Consider the following 14,845-nt stretch of genomic DNA (forward strand, 5'->3'; position numbering starts at 1 on the left):
CACCAAAAGGCGTCGGTATTGTCAGCGGGGACAGTATGCAATTGTACGCGCAAGACAGCCTGACGCTGACCGCCGGTAAGCAGGTGGATATCGGCGCGACGAAGAAATTCACCGTCGCCGCCGGTGAGCAAATCAGCCTCTACAGCCGACAGGGCACCAAAATGTTTGCCGCCAAAGGCGACATTGACGTTCAGGCGCAGGGCGGGAAATTCACCACCTGGTCAACGGACGATACGCATATTGCCAGCGGAAAAAAAATGACGGTGACAGCACAGGACGAGCTGGTTCTGGTCTGCGGCGGAGCCTACATCAAGCTGAAAGGCGGTAACGTTGAAATTGGCGGGCCGGGGAAACTGCTGGTGAAAAATGGCGGCATCGTCAAGCAGGGCTCGGCCAGCATGCAGAGCGCGATGAAGTCCTTCGAGCCAGAGAATTTCGATGAGAAATTCGCACTCGTACATCCTCTCAGCGGCGAACCTATCCCTAACGCCAAATACCGGATGACATTGCCCGACGGTTCTGTGCAGGAAGGCGTGACTGACGCTGCAGGAAAAACGGCTCTTGTTCAGAGCACACTACTCGACGGTATGAGTTTTGAATTACTTTAAGGATGAAAGAATGAAAATACTGAACAAGCTTGCGTGTGCTTCAGCCACAATTTTTTCTTGCCTGCTAATTACCGCCTGTCATATCCCCACGGCGGCAGACGGCTTTGCTATGACAACCGGTGGAGCAGGACTAACTGAGCAGTCTGGGGTGGTTGAGTACATGATTTACAATGTCCCACCACAAGTTGTTTATCGGATTGATGACCACAGATTTTTCACGCTAGAAAATTATAAAGACTGCGATCATGGAGGCATTGTCTATTATAACGACACTAAGCTTGGTAAGAAAATTTATATCAGCGGAGGTTCAAGTAGTAATGATATTTTAACTAAAAACCCTACGATAGCCTGGCAAGGTAAATTCATTTATGCAGCCGGGGAAGAAACTATCGTGGCTCCTTATCTGATGATGTTTTGCCCCAGCGAACGTAGAAATTGTAATGTAAAACTACAATATTGGTCAGGTGATAAAAAGGAAATATCTCTTCCTGTAGGCTTTGGTTTTTCAGGTGATGATATTGAAGTGGCAATTGTTGATAATGGTTATTATATCATCAGTAAAGCTATGTTTTCCTATAAATATCAACTTTCCCCATCCCCCACTGATGAAGATGAATCTCGGGTAGATAAATTACCTGACGCAATACGAACACCTTCTGGTACTTCATATTTTTCATGTAACCGCTCTATTGTTACACATGATTTTATCAAGACAGAAAAGCAAGTATTTGACCATAAAGCAACGGAGACGCCGCAAAATAGCCAATAACTCAAAAGAACCATTACGTGTTGCACCGGTGCATATTGATGATAATGGCAAACATGTGTGGACTAGCATGTGCTCACCATCAAATAATAAAACTCGGGCAGCCTGTGAGCACCCAATACAGCTTCCTGGCCTTATTATTCTGGTTCACGGGGTAAACTCTGAGGGGGAATGGTACAATGAAGCGGAGAAAAATTTATGTGCCGGTTTGACTACACGGTTAAATTTGCCAGTCGATGTTAGACTGAAGGAAAATGAGTATTCAGATGGTAAGAAAGACATTCGTCGTGTAATTAAAGAAGGTAGATCTCCGATTATTCGTTTCTACTGGGGATATTCAGCTGGAAAAAGCGCTGACGTAAAATACCAAATTCCCCTGAGAAATGCTGAAGGCGATGATTATCACGATCTGAAAAAATACCAAAAACTGTCTGACAGTCATTTGCAAGCTAAGGGACCGTTCTATTGGGGGGGCGGTGCATTTCAAAATGGCTGCGACCAGTTGGTGTCATTATGGAGTGAAGAAGGCTTTAGCAAATGGCTGAAGGAAATGCCGATCCCGTTCAGTGTTCAGGCGGCCAACACGGAGTTAGACCGGTTAGTTTCAGACGCTCCTGCGAGACAATATTATGCCCACGCTGCAACAAGGCTGGCTAATTTAATGGATACCATCAGAAATGATTATCCTAGAGATACCATTACGCTGATGTCCCACAGCCAAGGCACGATGATTGCGATGGCGGCAACGTTGCTTGCCAAAACCGGTCCTGATGCTTTATTTGTGATGAATTCACCTTATGCGCTTGAACATAAAACAATGGACAGGTTCGCCTACCCGTTTAATGAATGCATATCGACTAAAGCCAGGGTTGCCACGTTTGAGAATGTAGTTAAGAAAGTTGCTCAGCAAGCTAACAGGATGACATCTGCGGACTATAGCCGTCTGGTTGTCGGAGTCGATGCTGATAATAAGAGCTGGAAGCCAACAGGGATGGGACCAAACGGTACTTATGAGCGCGACAATCATGGCCGCACCTGGGTTTACAGTAATGCTCATGACCGTGTTATGGGTATGAAAGCCATTCGTAGTATCGGCTGGCAAGGCATCCCCAATACTCCTGATGGCAATATTAATAAGCTGCTTACAGGTCACCAGGGTCATCTGTTCCAGCGGATGATGGCCCGAGGCCTGCATTGTGGCGGAGACCCTCTGGTTCACACTCCTTTTGGAACGCTTCCCCCCGCAGGCAAACCGTTCTGGGATGACGGTGGTGAATTCATTTATCCTGCTCCCCCAGCAAATCAGACACTATTTATCAACGGTGAAAAGGTTCCCGAATCTTTTGATATACCCTTGAGTTTTGATGGCACGCGAGTTGGGGATAAACCCGCTGACGGAACCGACGGAAAAGGCTGGGGGCAATATTCCAGTGGAAAAATTAACGATGACACTTTTCCTTACTATGCCTCCCTATATGAAGAGCAATGGATATCCGTCCCCTCTTCACCTACATGGTCTTTACCCGGCTCTCACGACGATACGCGAGGGCAATTCACACGGCGTCGTGAAACCCGTGAACAAAAAGATGCCCGTATCGGCAAGTTTATTTCACAACCCAGCGATCACAGTACATTACCACTAGATCCCGATTTCATGATTCGGGTGGTTGCCTACGATTTACCCATTGGCTTTTGCGAGTGCTCAAACAATAAGAGTGATTTGGAAAAATACCGCAGGCTTGCTGACTGGCAAATATCGGATCCTTATTTCTCAAGCGGTGAACATCCTCACTATACCCGTCCGGCTGAAGTGGTTGCAGAATCAGCCGGTGGGATGGGGCCAGATGAACCCGCTAAAATGAAAGAAATGGAAATTTATAAACACGGTGGACGTTAAGGAAGACTGAACATGAGCAAAAAAGTCGTGGTATTAGGTGACAGCAGTTCATATGGAGGTCGTGTGACTTCTGCCTCCTCAACCTTTGAAATTGATGGTAAAAAAGCCGCCTTGCTGAACGATACGTTCTCCTGCCCTGAACATGGCAGTAACGCTATTGTTGAGTGCGATATGGGCTATGAAGAAGGCGGGCGTGGCATTGTGGTACATGGCTGTAAAACAGCCTGCGGGGCAAAGGTGTTTGCCAGCACACAAGCCGTGGACTTCGACTACGCCACCCTCAGCTACATACAGGTTTGTTTCTTCCTGCATGGCTCGGGCGCGATTGGCTGCGGCCTGTGAATTCTTGAATGCTGCGTATCGTGAATATTGCTGAACTGTGGGTAACGTATTCGGGGGACAAAATCCCTCGGCACGCATTTCGATTAGGTGGGCTTTAGCCTCTGCACTTAACAAAACCTCTTTTCGTTGTGTGCGGGCGTCTTCCTGTTCCATCTGTTTCGGCTTTGCACCTACCAGAATGTTAGCCCTCTTGCGGGCATTCTCTCTGACTTTGCGAGCGGCTTTGCTCATTGCTCAATCACTGCAATTCTGTGGGCTTATCCTGCCCAAAAACTATACGGAAAATATTTCTACGGTGATGCCAGACGGTGCCAATAACAGCCATTCCTAAGCAACGGGAGGAAGCACGGCACGAACAAGGTTAGGGATTAGCCCCGACCTTGTTCGCGCTTTCAAGTGCCTTACCTTAAGTTCCCGGTTAGGTTTTCACTTGCCCCGCCCCAGAATGCCGTCTGTGCGTGGGTCAAAGGTCTGATTCGAGCCTGACATTGCTCTGCCGCGCCCCCCTTGCTTCTCTCTCTCCCATTGCCTACGCGCAAACTCAATCGCAACGGCGGGAGGGGATACAACGGCGCCCGTTAATGGCGTTCATTCATCTCAACGGTTTACTTATTCCGGCGATGCAACCTGCCCTTGTATGCGATGGCTCAACGCTAACCGGAACTCTATCCCTGAATAGTTACAGGGACAGCATGAGCACAAAACTCACTTATTTAGTAAGCACAGAAAAATATTCAGGGTTTGTGGCGATTTGTGCGGTGGTGGTTTTCGGGGTGGTGGTGTGGAAACACTAACTTGACTTGTAACTAAACTAGGGGGTTTTAATTCGTGGTGGGTGTTTTGCGTGTAAGTGATTGTTTTTGAATGGTACGCCCTACAGGGCTCGAACCTGTGACCTACGGCTTAGAAGGCCGTTGCTCTATCCAACTGAGCTAAGGGCGCATTGCTTGTCCCTTTCGGGAGCGTTGCGGGTTCGGATTATACGGGCAGACCGGGATGAGTCAATGGCTTTCGAACTCACTGCTTAATGCCTGAGCAATTTGCAGATATTCCCGGCTGTCTTGCAAGGTTATGTACACGGTATCGGCTATTTGTCGGATTTCAGCGCGGCAGCTATCACACGGGCGGAAGCATGATAAGCCACGCTTTCGTAAGCGGTCAGTTCCGGCAGCAGTGTTTGTACAATGCCTTTTTTGCCAATGACGGCTGGCTGACCAATATAAACGCCCAGTTTTTCATCCAGGGCAGAAACCGGATACACGCTATGGGCGTCAGACAAAATGGCATTCACCAGTCTGGCAGTGGCTGTAGCAATGCCAAAACTTGTCCACCCCTTCCCCTGCAGGATTTCCCAACCTCCGCCCCGTACAGCATCGTTCATTTTTACCCAGTCGACGTCACGGTCGCCTGCCAGTTCAGCCACCGGGCGTCCGCCGAGGGTGACGGTACTCCAGGCCACAAACTGTGATTCTCCGTGTTCGCCCATCACATAACCGGTGACACTTTTCGGATCAAAGCCAAAAAATTCGCCCACGACACGTTTCATGCGCGCGGTATCAAGCGAGGTGCCGGTGCCGAAGACCTGTGCGTCAGGGAATCCGCTGGTCTGCTGAATAATCTGCGTAATAACATCACACGGGTTGGTGATGTTGACGATTACACCGCCAAAGCCGCTGGCAATCACACGGGGGATCACTTCGCGCACGGCAGCGCGGGTCTCAGCGAGTTCTTCCAGGCGGTCTTCACGCAGCAATGTTTTCGGTCCAACGGCAATCACCAGGACATCGGCGTCATGCAGCTCGCTATAATCATTGGCAATAACCTGTACGCGTGAGGCCGTCAGCGACGCCATGTCGCGCAACTCCAGCGCCTGACTGGCTGCTTTAGGTTCGTTTTCGTCGAGCAAAACTATTACGTCACACAAACCCTGCGTGACCAACGAGAATGCAACGTCAGCACCCACATGACCGGCACCGATGATCCCCACTTTGCGTGTCATTTGTTCCTTTCCTTATGATTTAAAAAGAGCCAGCTCTAAAATAGACACTTTTTCCGCCCCTGTCTCAGGTTAAATTTTCAGCCGTGAATAACAACTTATTCGCATTCAACGCCTGACAGCGTCCGCCGCTTCTGACAAAATAGACTTATCCCCCTGCATTTATTAATTGATGGATTTACTCCCTGATGGCAGCAAAGATTATTGATGGTAAAACGATTGCGCAGCAAGTCAGAAGCGAAGTTGCGGCGCGTGTTCAACAACGACTGGCTGAAGGAAAACGCGCCCCAGGTCTGGCTGTCGTGCTGGTCGGTGAAAACCCGGCATCACAGATTTATGTCGCCAGCAAACGTCGTTCTTGTGAAGAAGTCGGGTTTATCTCCCGTTCTTATGATCTCCCTGCCACCACCACCGAAGGTGAGTTGCTGGAACTGATCGAAAAACTCAATAACGACAGTGCCATCGACGGCATTTTGGTTCAGCTTCCCCTGCCTGCCGGTATCGATAACATTAAAGTGCTGGAGCGTATCCACCCGGATAAAGATGTCGATGGCTTCCATCCGTATAATGTCGGTCGTTTGTGTCAGCGTGCACCGACGCTGCGCCCATGTACACCGCGCGGCATTGTGACGCTGCTGGAGCGTTACGGTATTGATACCTTCGGGCTGAACGCTGTTGTTATCGGTGCTTCCAATATTGTAGGCCGTCCGATGAGCATGGAATTACTGCTGGCCGGTTGCACCACGACCGTCACGCACCGTTTCACCCGGAATTTGCGCCACCATGTTGAGAATGCCGATCTGGTGATTGTCGCTGTGGGTAAACCGGGCTTTATTCCAGGCGAATGGATTAAACCAGGCGCGATTGTCATTGATGTCGGTATTAACCGTCTGGAAAGTGGTAAAGTTGTCGGCGATGTGGAATATGATGCCGCCGCTGAGCGTGCTTCCTTTATCACACCGGTGCCGGGCGGCGTAGGCCCGATGACGGTCGCGACGTTGATTCAAAATACCTTGCAGGCATGCGAGGAATATCACGATATCAGTGCCAGTAAGCCTTAAACCATTTGCATTACACAAAAAGTCAGGAATACATGGAAACTTTCTTTCTCGAAAAACACCCGCACGTTGAACTGTGCGATCTGCTCAAATTTATGGGCTGGTGTGACAGCGGCGGTACTGCGAAAGCAGTGATTGCCGAAGGCCAGGTTAACGTCAACGGTAAAGTCGAAACCCGTAAACGCTGCAAAATCGTTGCTGATATGAATGTTGAGTTCGCCAGCAATAAAGTCGTTGTGAAAGCATCCGAATAATCTTTCCTGCGACGTTGCAACGTAAAAGAAAATGCCCTGGAAGCGAAAGCTCACAGGGCATTTTTCATTGACAGGCTGAGCACAAGCCCGGGCATCCGTTACGGCTGCGTCACCCACAATACCGGCCATTCTCCACCACGGCTATAACCATCGCAGCTGGGCTCAGAGGCAAAAGCCGCCAACCGGAACTGTTTGCCATCAAACACCCAGCGCGAAGAGACGCCACAATCACCGATGCCTCGTCCTTTATCGTAGGTCGAGAGCATACCGGTTTTCGGGTCGAAATCAGCGTTGATAAGCTCCGGCGACTCATCATCCTCACCCAGTTTAAACGGCATATTCAGCGTCAGATTTTCCATTTTATAAGGCGCCTGTCGCGAAACCAGGAAACCCAGCGCATACAGGTTGTATGCCCCCATATCGCAGTTGACGGTCATCAGGGCTTTATCGTTGCTCAAAGCGAAAATATGCACTTCACGTTCGGAAGGGTCGAGACTGCAATCGTTATTTTCAATGGTGGTCGCGGCATTTTGTGTAATGGCTGAAATCTCGGTTTCAGATAACGCATGCGGTTCGCTGAAACGCGCAATGACCGGCGTGGCCGGGATCGGCGGCACACTGCTGGCAGGTTTTGCACCCCGGCTAACCCAGGCGGTTTTGGTGCCGACACGGCCTTGTTGCGCATCAATCGCCAGCAGCGCGGCTTTTATGCCTTTGAGGGAGATTACCGGCCTGACAGGCTGAGCCGGATCGGCTTTTACTGCCAGCTGAATGCTACTGCCTTCGCGGACAGTGGCGATAAAATCATTCACCACCAGACGGTTAGTGGTGGAAAGATGTTTTGTACTGACATCCCATTCGCGGTGATTAAAACTCAGCGTTTTGCCGTTCATCTGCAAATGGTTAGCAACCGGCACATCCGCCGTCTGCTCATCACTGTTACGCTGATAATCAATACTGACGGAGGATTTTCCTTCCGGTCCGGCTTCGCGGGTGATTTTCATGACCAGCTCCTGCCCGTCCTGCGAATTGCGCGCGACACAGTGATTCAGGTTGTCACAGCTGACCTGCCAGTCGTTATAAATAGCCTGCAACGGCTCAGCCTGCACACTAAAAGCCAGTATTGTGGCCAGCAGGCATAAAGGGGCGGTTATCCATTTACACATTATGAGTTTCAGCTCTGTTCGAAATTATCTTTCTGATAATAGCGTAACCCCCGGCAAGACTCTGCCACCAATTCAGCATTTTTTATTCGGATTTAGAAAGAGATACTCTGCCAGCAGGGTGTGCGGCAGACAATAATTTTTCATGACAGGCAAGAAGCCGTAATGGTGACGCAGGGAAACTTTCAGTACACTGGCTGAGCCAAAAACAAACAATAATGGCGAAAGGATGAAGATCATTTCTCTGGGAGATACGGATGAAGTTATTGGTTTTGATGATAACGCTGTTATCACTGCCTGCGCTGGCTGAAGAGCCGCCGGTGGTGTACGCCGGCACACTGGGTAGCACCAGTATTGTTGTCGAACTCGATTTAAATAAACCTGACGAAGTCACCGGCCGGTATTTCTATCAAAAATACCGGCTGGATCTGCCGCTGAACGGGGTGCTGGATGGTCAGGAACTAAAATTACAGGAAGGCCTGGATGATTTCGACGATACGCCGCGTCCTGAACTGACGCTGACCAAAGATGAAAACGGTGGCTGGCAAGGCAACTGGACTAACCCGCAGGGCAAAAATCTGCCGGTTAAGCTTCAGCCTGCGCAGTTACCGGCAGCAGCCACTGACGACGGCTATCTCAGTTCTTTGTTCCACACCGATCCATATGAGTATTTGCGTTTATCCGCGCTGCAACTGAAAGCCGGTAAAAATGAAAACTTTATGGGTTATCAGCTACAATGGTGGACTGAGCCACAGTCGAAAATCAGCTTCTTTGAGATTGTCTCCGGCTATCCGGAAGCCAGTTTACCGGCCATTAACCAGAAGCTACGCGCCCGTTTATGGCAGGAAGTCAGCGGCTGGCATGCCTGTATGCTGGGTGCCAGTCGTTTTGGTCAGGGTGAATATCAGCAGACAGTGACGCCTGAATACATGAGCGACCAGGTCGTCAGTATCAGCGTGTTTACTTCTTATGATTGCGGTGGCGCGCATCCTGATTTTGGCGAGGCACCGATCAACCTGAACGCAAAAACTGCAGAAACACTGACGCTGGAAGATGTGATCTGGGTGGGCGATGGTGCACCATTCCACTATCTGAATGCTGAAGATCGCGCCCTCACCGGTAAGAACGATGTGGATTTCGATACCTTCGCCCAGTACCGCGATAAAAAATGGGCACCGTGGCTGGTAAAACAGCTGGCAGTGGCCTATCCGCAACAAATGAAAAAACCGACAGAAGAAAGCGAAGACGATTGCGATTACTCAGACCCGTCGGTCTGGCAGTTCCCGGCCTGGTATTTCACGCCAAAAGGGCTGTATTTTGATCCGACCTTTGCCCGCGTTATGCGTTCGTGCGAAGGCCCTGAATGGTCAGTTTTGCCGTGGTCTGCCATGAAAGGTCACGCAGGCAGTACCGTGATAAACATGGAGCACTGAAACAACAAAGGCACCTGCGGGTGCCTTTGGCGTTAATGCATTTCGCCGGTCTTCTTTACGCCAGCCAGCCCTGAATCTGCGCATATTGCAGCAACATGATGGTTTTACCATCTTTGATGCGCCCGTCTTTGATCATCGCCAGTGCCTCGGTAAAGGGCACCTCCAGCACATCAATGTCCTCGTCTTCCACGCCACCACCGGCGTTCTGACGCTGCGACTCATCATATTCCGCCGCAAAAAAATGTACGATTTCTGTCACGCTGCCCGGCGACATATAGGCTTCAAAAAGTTTATCTACCTTGCCCACCGCAAAACCGGTTTCTTCGATGGCTTCTTTACGGATGCAATCTTCCGGCGAGTCGTTGTCGAGCAAACCGGCGCAGGTTTCCAGCAGCATACCGGTCGGGTTGCCATTGACGTAGGTCGGCATACGGAACTGTCTGATCAGCAGGACGGTTTTTTTAGGACGGTTATAAAGCAGAATCGTCGCGCCATTACCCCGGTCATACACTTCGCGGGATTGCGGCTGGCGTTCGCCATTACGCTTGATTAAATCATAGGTATATTTGCGAAGAACATACCAGTTATCAGACAGTAACTGGTTCCGGACGTTTTCGATTCTGGATGAATTGTCATCAGATGACATAAAGCGTGCCTCCGCTCAGAGGGGGTGAGAGAAGCCAGACATCATAGCGATATTACACCGCGCCCGCCAGATTCAGCCGTGCTCAATTGCATTAAGCAATTGTTCACGATGGCGTTCAATCCACTTTGCATCCAGTGGCCCCCAGCCTGAAAGCTGATAATACCCGTCATTGTTGCGTACACCTTGTTGCACAAACTCCAGCTCAACGCCCATGCCCGGCAGCGCTTTCAGAACGTCCTGCAAAGTGCGGCGCGGCCAGCCGGTGATTTCCATCAGTTTCGGTACGTTCGGTTTTTGCTCAGTGTCCAGCAACCAGCAAAGGTAGAGACGACGGGCGAAAACCGAATTTAACATCAAACTCATCTGAACGGCTCCGGTATGGACATAAGAATGGGGGCTAAAAAAAGCGGGCAGTCAAAGCGTAGCCGCTTTTAGCGAATCTGTCTGCGAGATAACCCTGTGTGCGGGGAGGTTTTTTTTACATTATCTCCTTTATTTCTCCACGTTTTATACGTGATGAGAAGGTAAAGTGCACTGATGTAGCACTACACTCTAACACTTGCTCAGTCCCGCCGGGACGGTACCGCCTCTGAGAAGATGACGCTCAGGGGATTTTTTTGTCAGATTACTGACATTGTGTTTGTTTGCTGATGTTAGTCACTCACGCCAGAGTGACAACGAGGTTTCTGAAGCATGGCTAACTTTTTTATCGATCGCCCAATCTTTGCCTGGGTTTTAGCGATCATCATTTCTTTATCCGGCGCACTCGCTATCTATTTTCTGCCGGTTGAGCAGTATCCCGATCTGGCTCCGCCAAACGTCAGGATTTCTGCAACCTATCCCGGAGCATCAGCACAAACATTAGAAAACACTGTTACTCAGATTATTGAACAAAACATGACCGGCCTCGATAATCTGATGTACATGTCTTCACAGAGTAGTAACGACGGTAAATCGCAGATTACCCTGAGTTTTACTGCCGGAACCGATCCGAATGAAGCGCTGCAACAGGTACAAAATCAACTGCAACAGGCGCTTAAACGTCTGCCACAGGATGTTCAGACGCAAGGGGTGACGGTATCAAAAACCGGTGATACCAACCTGATGATGGTGGCGTTTGTGTCCACAGACGGCAGTATGGATAAACAGGATATTGCCGATTATGTGGCTTCCAATATTCAGGATCCGCTGAGCCGCGTGCCCGGCGTCGGCAGCATCGATGCTTACGGCTCACAGTACGCGATGCGTATCTGGCTGGATCCGGATAAACTCAATAATTACCAGCTGACCACTGCCGATGTGGTCACCGCCATCAAAGCGCAAAACAGTCAGGTCGCCGTGGGCCAGCTCGGCGGCGCGCCTTCGGTGGATTTTCAGGCGCTGAATGCCACCATTAATGCCCAGGCGCAGTTACAGACGCCGGAGCAGTTCCGCCAGATCACGCTGAAAGTGAACCAGGACGGCTCACAGGTCAAACTTGGCGATGTCTCAACTGTCGGTCTTGGCGCAGAAAACTATGCGCTGCTGAGCCGGTATAACGGACAGGCGGCTTCCGGTATGGGCGTGAAACTGGCGTCCGGTGCGAACGAACTGCAAACGGACAAAGCCGTTCGTGTACGTCTCGACGAACTCTCTCACTATTTTCCACACGGTCTGAAAGCCGAAATTGCCTACGAAACGACGCCATTTGTTAAAGCGGCAATCACGGACGTCGTGAAAACGCTGTTTGAAGCTATCGTGCTGGTGTTTTTGGTGATGTATTTATTCCTGCAAAACTTCCGCGCTACGTTGATCCCGACGATTGCCGTGCCGGTGGTCTTACTGGGGACTTTCGCCGTACTGCATCAGTTCGGCTACAGCATAAATACCCTGACGATGTTCGCGATGGTGCTCGCCATCGGCTTGCTGGTGGATGACGCCATCGTGGTGGTGGAAAACGTCGAGCGCGTAATGAGCGAGGAAGGCCTCAGTCCCCGAGAGGCGACGCGAAAATCGATGGGGCAAATTCAGAGTGCGCTAGTCGGGATTACGATGGTGCTGTCAGCAGTATTCGTGCCGATGGCGTTCTTCGGCGGAACCACCGGCGCGATTTATCGCCAATTCTCCATCACGATTGTCTCGGCGATGGTACTGTCAGTCTTTGTCGCCCTGACACTGACACCGGCGCTGTGTTCGACCATTCTTAAACCCGTCACGCAGGGGCATCACCACGGCAAACGCGGCTTCTTCGGCTGGTTTAACCGGATGTTTGACCGCAACGCCCGTCGCTATGAGAACGGCGTGGCACGGGTGCTGCGTAACAGCCTGCGTTACATGCTCGGTTATGCCGCACTGGTCGCGGTGCTGGCGGTCATGTTTATCAAATTACCCACGTCGTTTCTGCCACTGGAAGACCGCGGGGTATTCACCGTGCAGATTCAGTTGCCGCCGGGTTCGACGTTGCAGCAAACCCAAACAGTCGTGGAAAAGGTCGAAAAGTATTTTCTGACTGAAGATAAGAAAGACGTACTGTCGGTGTTCTCGACCATAGGTGCAGGGCCGGGTGGTAACGGGCAGAACGTCGCACGTATGTTTGTGCGCCTGACGCCATGGGATGAACGTACCGGCACAGATGACTCTTCCTTTGCCCTGATTGAACGGGCAACCAAAGCGTTTAACAAGATCACTGAAGCCCGTGTTATCGCCAGCAGCCCGCCTGCCATCAATGGTCTCGGCAGCGCGACCGGCTTTGATATGGAATTACAAGATCACGCCGGGCTGGGCCACGACGCGCTGATGGCGGCACGTGATCAGTTACTGGCGATGACCGCTAAAGACAGCAATCTGACCCGTGTGCGTCACAACGGTCTGGATGACAGTCCGCAGTTGCAGATCGATATCGATCAGGTGAAAGCGCAGGCTCTGGGTGTGGCAATTACGGATATCAACAGCACGCTGAGCACCGCGTGGGGCTCAACGTACGTCAATGACTTCGTTGATCGTGGCCGCGTGAAGAAAGTCTATGTGCAGGCCGCAGCAAAATACCGCATGTTGCCGGATGATATCGATCGCTGGTATGTGCGAAACTCGGCCGGAACCATGGTGCCCTTCTCCGCTTTTGCGACGTCAAAATGGCTGACCGGTTCGCCACGTCTGGAACGTTATAATGGCTATTCCGCGCTGGAAATTGTGGGCGAACCGGCAGCGGGTATCAGCAGTGGTACCGCCATGGATGATATGGAAAAACTGGTAGCAAAATTGCCGGTCGGGATTGGCCTTGAATGGACCGGACTGTCATATCAGGAAAGGCTGTCAGGCTCACAGGCACCGGCGCTGTATGCGATTTCCCTGCTGGTGGTATTCTTGTGTCTGGCCGCGTTGTATGAGAGCTGGTCAATTCCGTTCTCCGTCATGCTGGTGGTGCCGCTCGGGGTACTGGGGGCGGTCATTGCCACCTGGCTGCGCGGGCTGGAAAACGATGTCTATTTCCAGGTCGGGATGCTGACTATCATTGGTTTGTCGGCGAAGAACGCGATTCTGATTGTCGAATTTGCCAATGATCTGAATGTCCGCGGGAAGGCATTACTCGAGGCCACCCTGGAAGCCGCAAGAATGCGTCTGCGTCCGATTCTGATGACCTCGCTGGCGTTTGTTTTCGGTGTTTTGCCAATGGCAACCAGCATGGGTGCCGGTTCAGGCAGCCAGCACGCGGTCGGTACTGGCGTGATCGGCGGGATGATTTCCGCAACGATTCTGGCCATTTTCTTCGTGCCGCTGTTCTTCGTCCTGATCCGCCGCCGGTTTCCCGGGAAAATCGTGCATCCGGTGATTGCTGATATCGTTGAGACTGTGCCCGCAGAACATAAATAACGGTGCTGGATAACGGACAACAAAAAAGGCGTTAATAGAGATTAACGCCTTTTTTATTAATGATTTACTGGCTGTGAGAATCGTCGATAAATCGGACGTAATGATCTTCCTGAACAAACGTTTTTTATAATGACGTGCTGCACTGAGAATAAATCTTTTCTTTGCTTTAACGGTAACGATGTGGGGCAATTACGCTTTCAACATACGGTCGATAAAGTCTTTCCAGTGACCTAACTCTTGTTCTAACATTTTACTCCCCTTGATTGGACGAACGCATTATACGTCTATTTTTTAACCATGCAAAAACTCCATCATTATTTTTTAAGCGCGATCACAATCCCGCCCCGTCTGGATCCTGCCGACGTTTTGCCTCATTATGTGTTCTATCCTTACGCCCGTTTTTATGCGGGTGAAAAGTTCTTATTTTACTGACAGGTTACGTTTTTCTATGGCAACGACTTCTGCTCCAACCTCTTTTATTCTCTACGGCATAAAAAATTGCGATACCGTCAAAAAAGCCCGACGCTGGCTGGAAGAAAACGGGGTTGACTATCAGTTTCATGATTACCGTGTCGAAGGACTGGATGGTGCGTTGTTGCAAAACCTGCTGGATAAACAGGGCTGGGAAGCCATGCTTAATACCCGCGGGACAACCTGGCGTAAGCTCGATGAAACGACACGCGCCGCCTGCAATAACGAAGCCAGCGCCAAAGCCGTGATGCTGGAACAACCTGCGGTAATCAAACGCCCATTTTTACTGGCCGCAGAGGGTCAGTCCCTGCTGGGATTCAAACCAGAAATCTATCAGCAATTCCTCGCACAGGTGAAGTAAC

12 protein-coding genes, 1 tRNA gene and 1 pseudogene are annotated in these 14,845 nt (G+C 50.6%); 9 read left to right on the top strand and 5 right to left on the bottom strand.

The genetic code is table 11. The features are described from left to right. The 4 genes and pseudogenes from ACOZIO_RS24110 to ACOZIO_RS24125 form a co-directional block, all read left to right on the top strand. On the top strand, positions 1-608 hold a 608-nt coding region (locus tag ACOZIO_RS24110; protein WP_421595835.1), incomplete at its 5' end, for a DUF2345 domain-containing protein. 10 nt (positions 609-618) lie between these two features. Next, on the top strand, positions 619-1,377 hold the full coding sequence (locus ACOZIO_RS24115) for a T6SS immunity protein Tli3 family protein (RefSeq protein ID WP_421595836.1): 759 nt from the start codon (positions 619-621) through the stop codon (positions 1,375-1,377). Continuing rightward, complete coding sequence (locus tag ACOZIO_RS24120) at positions 1,337-3,271, top strand: T6SS effector phospholipase Tle3 domain-containing protein (RefSeq protein WP_421595838.1); 1,935 nt, start codon at positions 1,337-1,339, stop codon at positions 3,269-3,271. The genes ACOZIO_RS24115 and ACOZIO_RS24120 overlap by 41 nt, the downstream gene beginning before the upstream one ends. A gap of 12 nt (positions 3,272-3,283) precedes the next feature. Continuing rightward, positions 3,284-3,535, top strand: a pseudogene (locus ACOZIO_RS24125) (PAAR domain-containing protein); the annotation flags it as partial. A 943-nt stretch (positions 3,536-4,478) separates the two neighbouring features. On the opposite strand, the gene ACOZIO_RS24130 reads toward ACOZIO_RS24125, so the two are convergent. Beyond that, positions 4,479-4,555, bottom strand: a tRNA-Arg gene (locus tag ACOZIO_RS24130). A 145-nt stretch (positions 4,556-4,700) separates the two neighbouring features. Further along, positions 4,701-5,612 carry an L-lactate dehydrogenase gene (locus ACOZIO_RS24135; protein ID WP_217219862.1) on the bottom strand — a complete coding sequence of 304 codons (912 nt, stop codon included), beginning with the start codon at positions 5,610-5,612 and terminating at the stop codon, positions 4,701-4,703. Positions 5,613-5,797: 185 nt separating this feature from the next. Between ACOZIO_RS24135 and folD the strand changes: the two genes are divergently transcribed. After that, positions 5,798-6,670 carry a bifunctional methylenetetrahydrofolate dehydrogenase/methenyltetrahydrofolate cyclohydrolase FolD gene (gene folD / locus ACOZIO_RS24140; protein ID WP_129955576.1) on the top strand — a complete coding sequence of 291 codons (873 nt, stop codon included), beginning with the start codon at positions 5,798-5,800 and terminating at the stop codon, positions 6,668-6,670. A 32-nt stretch (positions 6,671-6,702) separates the two neighbouring features. Further along, the gene (gene ybcJ / locus ACOZIO_RS24145; protein ID WP_421595839.1) at positions 6,703-6,921 is read left to right on the top strand and encodes a ribosome-associated protein YbcJ; all 219 of its coding nucleotides are present in this window, start codon (positions 6,703-6,705) and stop codon (positions 6,919-6,921) included. Positions 6,922-7,019: 98 nt separating this feature from the next. On the opposite strand, the gene ACOZIO_RS24150 is transcribed toward ybcJ, so the two are convergent. After that, positions 7,020-8,087 (bottom strand): DUF1176 domain-containing protein, encoded by a 1,068-nt coding sequence (locus tag ACOZIO_RS24150; protein ID WP_129955578.1) that lies wholly within the window; start codon positions 8,085-8,087, stop codon positions 7,020-7,022. Positions 8,088-8,341: 254 nt separating this feature from the next. On the opposite strand from ACOZIO_RS24150, the gene ACOZIO_RS24155 reads away from it, so the two are divergent. Next, positions 8,342-9,517 carry a hypothetical protein gene (locus ACOZIO_RS24155; protein ID WP_129955579.1) on the top strand — a complete coding sequence of 392 codons (1,176 nt, stop codon included), beginning with the start codon at positions 8,342-8,344 and terminating at the stop codon, positions 9,515-9,517. A 55-nt stretch (positions 9,518-9,572) separates the two neighbouring features. Here ACOZIO_RS24155 and nudK read toward each other — a convergent pair whose 3' ends face one another. Then, a complete protein-coding gene (gene nudK / locus ACOZIO_RS24160) occupies positions 9,573-10,163 on the bottom strand; it encodes a GDP-mannose pyrophosphatase NudK (protein ID WP_129955580.1) in 591 nt (196 codons plus the stop codon). Between the two features lie 72 nt (positions 10,164-10,235). Then, positions 10,236-10,526: a winged helix-turn-helix domain-containing protein gene (locus ACOZIO_RS24165; protein ID WP_129955581.1), complete on the bottom strand. Its 291-nt coding sequence runs from the start codon at positions 10,524-10,526 to the stop codon at positions 10,236-10,238. A 330-nt stretch (positions 10,527-10,856) separates the two neighbouring features. Here ACOZIO_RS24165 and acrD point away from each other — a divergent pair, with 330 nt between their 5' ends. Continuing rightward, on the top strand, positions 10,857-14,012 hold the full coding sequence (gene acrD, locus ACOZIO_RS24170; RefSeq protein WP_421595841.1) for a multidrug efflux RND transporter permease AcrD: 3,156 nt from the start codon (positions 10,857-10,859) through the stop codon (positions 14,010-14,012). A gap of 448 nt (positions 14,013-14,460) precedes the next feature. Continuing rightward, positions 14,461-14,844: an ArsC family reductase gene (locus ACOZIO_RS24175; protein ID WP_129955583.1), complete on the top strand. Its 384-nt coding sequence runs from the start codon at positions 14,461-14,463 to the stop codon at positions 14,842-14,844. The last annotated feature ends 1 nt before the right edge of the window (position 14,845 follow it).

Source organism: Rahnella sp. PD4, assembly GCF_049199325.1.
Classification (GTDB): domain Bacteria; phylum Pseudomonadota; class Gammaproteobacteria; order Enterobacterales; family Enterobacteriaceae; genus Rahnella; species Rahnella perminowiae.

What these genes read in the sequence shown, in the direction of transcription:
- ACOZIO_RS24115 (WP_421595836.1), top strand. Translation starts at nt 619, where the DNA reads ATGAAAATACTGAACAAGCTTGCGTGTGCTTCAGCCACAATTTTTTCT.
- ACOZIO_RS24135 (WP_217219862.1), bottom strand. Translation starts at nt 5,612, where the DNA reads ATGACACGCAAAGTGGGGATCATCGGTGCCGGTCATGTGGGTGCTGAC.
- folD (WP_129955576.1), top strand. Translation starts at nt 5,798, where the DNA reads ATGGCAGCAAAGATTATTGATGGTAAAACGATTGCGCAGCAAGTCAGA.
- ybcJ (WP_421595839.1), top strand. Translation starts at nt 6,703, where the DNA reads ATGGAAACTTTCTTTCTCGAAAAACACCCGCACGTTGAACTGTGCGAT.
- ACOZIO_RS24150 (WP_129955578.1), bottom strand. Translation starts at nt 8,087, where the DNA reads ATGTGTAAATGGATAACCGCCCCTTTATGCCTGCTGGCCACAATACTG.
- ACOZIO_RS24155 (WP_129955579.1), top strand. Translation starts at nt 8,342, where the DNA reads ATGAAGTTATTGGTTTTGATGATAACGCTGTTATCACTGCCTGCGCTG.
- nudK (WP_129955580.1), bottom strand. Translation starts at nt 10,163, where the DNA reads ATGTCATCTGATGACAATTCATCCAGAATCGAAAACGTCCGGAACCAG.
- ACOZIO_RS24165 (WP_129955581.1), bottom strand. Translation starts at nt 10,526, where the DNA reads ATGAGTTTGATGTTAAATTCGGTTTTCGCCCGTCGTCTCTACCTTTGC.
- acrD (WP_421595841.1), top strand. Translation starts at nt 10,857, where the DNA reads ATGGCTAACTTTTTTATCGATCGCCCAATCTTTGCCTGGGTTTTAGCG.
- ACOZIO_RS24175 (WP_129955583.1), top strand. Translation starts at nt 14,461, where the DNA reads ATGGCAACGACTTCTGCTCCAACCTCTTTTATTCTCTACGGCATAAAA.